Origin of the sequence: Methanocalculus sp. (genome assembly GCF_030651615.1) — an archaeon.
Classification (GTDB): Archaea; Halobacteriota; Methanomicrobia; order Methanomicrobiales; family Methanocorpusculaceae; genus Methanocalculus.
In genome coordinates, this window is sequence record NZ_JAUSCG010000204.1 from 1 (window position 1) to 5,667 (window position 5,667).

General features: G+C 46.5%; 5 protein-coding genes. 4 read left to right on the top strand and 1 reads right to left on the bottom strand.

Going from position 1 to position 5,667, the window contains the following annotated elements:
* From ftsZ to Q7V06_RS08775, 4 genes are all read left to right on the top strand, one after another.
* Positions 1-900: cell division protein FtsZ (gene ftsZ, locus Q7V06_RS08760; protein WP_304840658.1), on the top strand; the 900-nt coding region annotated here is incomplete at its 5' end.
* A gap of 341 nt (positions 901-1,241) precedes the next feature.
* Complete coding sequence (locus Q7V06_RS08765) at positions 1,242-2,102, top strand: coiled-coil protein (RefSeq protein WP_304840660.1); 861 nt, start codon at positions 1,242-1,244, stop codon at positions 2,100-2,102.
* Between the two features lie 138 nt (positions 2,103-2,240).
* Complete coding sequence (locus Q7V06_RS08770) at positions 2,241-3,365, top strand: DUF373 family protein (RefSeq protein ID WP_304840662.1); 1,125 nt, start codon at positions 2,241-2,243, stop codon at positions 3,363-3,365.
* A 92-nt stretch (positions 3,366-3,457) separates the two neighbouring features.
* Entirely contained in the window at positions 3,458-3,649 is a 192-nt protein-coding gene (locus tag Q7V06_RS08775; RefSeq protein ID WP_304840664.1) for a tautomerase family protein, read from the top strand.
* A gap of 65 nt (positions 3,650-3,714) precedes the next feature.
* Here Q7V06_RS08775 and xerA read toward each other — a convergent pair whose 3' ends face one another.
* Complete coding sequence (gene xerA / locus Q7V06_RS08780) at positions 3,715-4,581, bottom strand: site-specific tyrosine recombinase/integron integrase (protein WP_304840666.1); 867 nt, start codon at positions 4,579-4,581, stop codon at positions 3,715-3,717.
* Positions 4,582-5,667: the final 1,086 nt, after the last annotated feature.

Consider the following 5,667-nt stretch of genomic DNA (forward strand, 5'->3'; position numbering starts at 1 on the left):
GGTAAATCTTTGACAAAAGGCCTTGGAGCAGGAGGTTTTCCTGACGTTGGAAGGCGCGCAGCCGAGATGGCGAGGCCGACACTCGAGAGCCTCCTTGAATCTGCAGATCTTGTCTTTGTCACAGCAGGAATGGGTGGGGGAACCGGAACAGGGTCAGCTCCGGTCGTTGCACAGATTGCAAAAGAGCAGGGTGCAATCGTCGTGGCCATGGTGAGCTACCCGTTCCAGGTCGAGAAGGCGCGCATGCTCAAGGCAGAAGAAGGGCTTGAAGCGATTCGAAACGCTGCAGATTCGGTGATCGTCCTTGACAACAACCGACTCAAAAACTTTGTTCCGAACCTCCCGCTCGGTCAGGCATTCTCAGTGATGGATCAGCTCATCTCTGAAACAGTAAAAGGTATCAGTGAAACTATCACCGAACCCTCACTCATTAACATCGATTATGCAGATGTCCGGGCAACGATGAGCAAAGGAGGCCTTGCCGTGATGCTTGTGGGTGAGAGCAAACAGCAGAACAAAGCAGAGAGTGTCGTCCGGGAATGTCTCGACCACCCACTCCTTGATATCGACTATCGCGGAGCTACCGGATGCCTGATTCACATCACCGGCGGTAATGATCTCACTCTGCATGACGCTGAAGAGATTGCGAGCCAGCTCACATACGAACTGGATCCACATGCAGATGTGATCTGGGGTGCGCGCGTCAGGAATGATTATGAAGGCAAAGTACGTGTGATGGCAATCATGACGGGTGTTCAGAGCCCACAGATACTCGGAGGACGCCCAAGCCTCGGAGTACAGTCAACCGGCAACAAAAGCCGGGAAATGGCACCATCACAGGGCCTTCGACGAGGAGTTGCGGACTCCCGGTCAGGAAGTCTTCTTGATTGGGTGATGTAACATAAAACACCTTTTTCTTTATGATAAACGATTAATAGTGATGAACTGCCCTGCATTTTGGGTGCACGATACATTTAATAACGACCTCAACCTTTACTTATAGAAAGTCGTATCACTACCTCTGGCTAAGGCACCATATTCCGCCACCAGAAGTCTGCGAAACTGGCTTTTCGTATCGGAGGTTGAACAGGATGATCCACACACAACGGCACTCAGGCGAGTTGTTGTCTGTTTTTTCTCAGATGAGACCTTTTTCAAAGGAAGATCTGTATGAATTTTGTGTTAATGAACTCTCCTGCCAACCCAGAGGTAAACGTATCGACATTTGAGGATTGTTGAGCATGTTGAATGATCTCGTTGATAAGAGGAAGACTATTCTCGCTGAATCTGAACAGCACAAGAACCGAAGAAATGAACTCAATGCCCTTGCGAGCAAGTGTGCCCGCGAGCGAAATGAGTTGAACAATCAGACCCGCCAATATGTCGAAGAAGCACAGAAACATAAGGAGCTTCGTGACGGCAGCAACAAGGATGTATCCGATCTGAAAGATCAGCGAAATGTCCTGAATGAGAAGGCGAATGTACTTTTTGAAGAGCTGGAAGAGTACAAAAAAGAGCATGGCACTATCAAAAAGGGCCAGGTCAAAGATATCCAGCGTCAGATTGAATTTCTCGAGTTTAAACAGCAGACCGAAGCAATGAGTGCCGACAAGGAACGGGAACTCGTTGAGAAGATCAAACAGATGAAAGGCCAGGTTCGCGAACAGGAAGCAGAACTTGAGCAGAATAAAGAGATCCGGACCAAACTTCAGGAGGCACGCGATCTCAGGAAAGAGGCATCTGACCTTCATATCAAGGTGACCGAGAGTGCAGAACTTGCACAGACGCACCATGACCTGATGGTAGACTGTTACCGGAAAGCAGACAAATCACGGGAAGAAGCGGACGCAAAACACCGTGCATTCGTCGAAGCCCAGGAAGCAGCAGATGCTGAACACAAGTCCTTCATCGAATGTCAGAAAGAGCTGCGTGACTATGATAAAGTTATCAGCGGCATGCGGACAAAGACCAAGAAGGTAAAAACCGTCAAAGAGAATAAGACTGTCAGAATGGAAGCAGAGAAGATCTTCAACTCATTCAAGAGCGGTGAAAAACTCACCACAGACGATCTGCTCCTCCTTCAGAGATCAAAACTCATCTAATTTTTTTCTGCTACATTGCATCATTCACTTTCGTCTTACATCACTCCGTCTTTTCTGTAGTATCACGATGGAGATAATGGATTTTGCAGTTATCTGTCGAAATAACATTATTATCCTAATACGTTCATCTAATCTGTAATGGAGAAGAGGAGGACGCTTGTACTGAGCGTCGACCGTGACGATGATATCGGTTATAAGGCAGGGATAGAAAGCCCCGTCATCGGAAGAGAAGCATGCCTTAATGCAGCAACGAGACTGGGACTTGCCGATCCTGAAGATTCAGACGTTAATGCTATCTTTCAGGCTTTAAAAACCTACGACGAACTCATTGCCCGGGGAGAGGACGTCATTATCGCAGTCATTGGCGGAAACCATATGAATATGCTCGAGGGTGACCGGAGAATTGCAGACTCCCTCACTCAGATCATTACCCAGACCGAAGCTAATTCATGCATTTTAGTCTCAGATGGAGCTGAAGACGACTTTATTCTCCCGATTGTCCAGTCAAGAATTCCCGTTGAGAGCATCCGGCGCGTAATTGTCACCCAGATGCCCAATCTTGAGGGGACATACTATATCCTGAAGAAGTTTCTTGATGATCCGAAGATCGCACGAGTGGTGCTGATTCCGGTAGGTCTTGCCATGCTGCTCTATTCTGCTGCATACCTCATTGGAAGGCCGGACATGGCGACTTTCATCGTTGTAGGAGCCGTTGGAACCTACCTTCTCTTCAAAGGGTTTGGAGTGGATGAGTTCTTTGGGTACATCATATTAAGTCTGCAAAACTCATTTCAGAAAGGGAGTTTCAGTTTCGTTGCATATATTTCAACGGTTTTGATCTGGATCGTCGGGATTATTATGGGTTTGACAAGCCTCCTTGTCTATTACCCCCTCTCTGAAGAGGCAGGAGTATTACTCTTTATTGCTGCTTTCATCTTCGGATCAGTCTGGTGGTTTGTTGGAGGAGGGCTTGTTGCCATGGCCGGAAAGATCATCGACTGTATATTAAACGATCCACACACTCTTGGAAGAGTCGTGATCATCCCTTTCTTCATCGGAGCTATCGGAACGATAATCTATGGTGCAAGCAGTTATCTCCTCTCCATCAGTAATGTTCCGGACTTTCCAATCTCACCAGATGGAGGCGTTCGCGCAATCATCATCTATACGGTGGTTGGACTAACCTGTGCATTAATTGGCATCTATATCCAGTCTGCCACAATTACCTGGGTTAAAGAGGGAAAGCAGAGCAAAAAATGGTGAGGGAGATCTATTACCCCCTTTTCTTATGAGTTTATCAGAAGGGATCATTACAAATAAAAACGCATTTATCACTACCTGCCTTTTTCATATACATGCCCATTATAACCATACAGATGGCAGAAGGTCGATCAACTGAACAGAAGCGGACTGTTGCCAGGGATATCACAAAGACCGTCGCCAACACATTCGGTGTTGACCCTGCTGCAATTATTGTCCTGTATCAGGAGCTGCCACACGAAAATATTGCAAAGAACGGAGAACTCCTCTCGAATGAAAAGAGATAAAGAATCTATAAAAAGTTAAATCCTGATGAAAGTGAGTCGAAAAGAAGATCCACAATCCTCTTTTTCTACCTCCCCGATAAAGGGAAATGCTCCTGATAGACCTGCCGCCTCTCCTCAATATCCGTATGCAGGTATACTTCAGTCGTCTTAATCGACGAGTGACCAAGATTCTCCTGAACCACCCTGAGATTTCTTGAACGCCTGTAGAGCTCACTTGCATAGCTATGCCGGATCTTGTGCGGAGTTATTCCGGAAGGGGCATACTTCTGAAAGATATGCTGGACAGTCCGCGGAGAGAGGGGAGCACCGTGATGGCCGGTAAAGACCGGACCTTCGGTTCTGCCTCCGGTGTATGAGCGAATCGAATCTAATGTCTCTGGATCGATGAAGACGGTTCGTATCTTTCCTCCCTTACCTCTGATTCGGATCGTCTCTTCAGAAAAATCGATATGCTCGATAAGAATCCCGCAGAGCTCGGAGACCCGGACACCGGTTGCATAGATTGTCCGGACGAGGAGAAGGTCACGTGGATCCTCGATCCGGTTTAAGAGTGAGATGACATCGGCATGTTTCAGATAGAGGAGTTCACGATCCTTGATCTTTGGCCGATCAACACCCAGAACCGGATTCGTCTCGATAATATGCTGGCCGACCAGAAATGTAAAGAATGAGCTGAGTGTGGAGAGGTACCGGTTCATTGTAGTTGCTGATATCCCACGTTTAGCAGAAGCCTGTGCCAGAAAATCAGTGATCTCATATCCATCCGTATCAACCACCGGATCATCACTCCCCTGTAGTCCGGCACAATAGACAGAGAAGTCCTCAAGCACCCGTCGATATGTATCGATCGTCTTCTCCGAGTAGTTACGCATCGTCAGGTGGTTCATGTACCTGAGAATCCAGAGTGAGAAGAACCGTTTGTGGGGAGCCATCAGAGTAGAGTAGTATCTTCATGCATTTGAATATTGCGCAGAATATATGGTTGGGAAAACGCCAGATTGTGAAGAATCGGAATTGATCTCCTGAAGAGTCAAAATGAGATGATAATAGGTATATTTTCTCACAGACATTATATAGCATCATATGGTTTATGAGAGGGATTTTTTCAGATAGAACGAGTGAACCACCCCACCCTTACGGGTGGAGCTTCCTGCGAGTGCGCTGTATCGTGAAGATACACACCAGTTTTTTGCCAGATCACCAACAAACTGTTGATAGCCAGCCCACATGGCATTTTATAAATCAGAGAGATCAAGGCAGAGATCAGATAACATTCAACAGAAGATGAGAGAGAATCGACCTCAATCAGACACGGCAGCAACCAAACTGGATCGATAAAGAGATGAAGAGAGAGGCGAAGGAGAACTCAGGTACTGTACATGGATAAGCATTATGCCAGATCAAGCAGCGAAACCAAAGAAGCAGGAGATGTAAAAGAAAGGCCACAATAGTGCCGAGAACAGCCAGATCATTTTAATTTTTATAATAATCCCTTAGAGAAGACACTTTGAACTGAATCACCACATACACACCCCTTCAATTAACCAACAGAGAGAATAGATGACCTACACCCCCACCCCAATAAGGACTGTAACGAAAGAGAAAAAAGAGATAATGCAATAGGTACAATCGTCAAGAAGAGCCAAATTCAAAAGAGATAGATACACCATTGCTGCCAATCAGTTGAGAGATAACTTTCCCCGATAAGGAAGATTTTGAGAGAGATGCAAGGAATAGAATTCCCTCCGGATCATAACCTTCCAGGTTTGTTTTCGCTCATTTAATGTCGATCAACCGGGCTCACCAAAAAATGATCTACCTTACCACCACCGTCTTCTCACACACCACTAGTGTGGGGACTATCGCTGCCGAAAACTGACATCAGTCAAGTTCAGCACAAGTGCTCAACAAGTGATCCGATCAAGCCAGACCCGCTTTCAGTAACCTGTCATGGAATACCTTCACCCATCCGGAGAACATCAGATTCGATTTCACGATCAAACAGGCAGGAAGCCCAT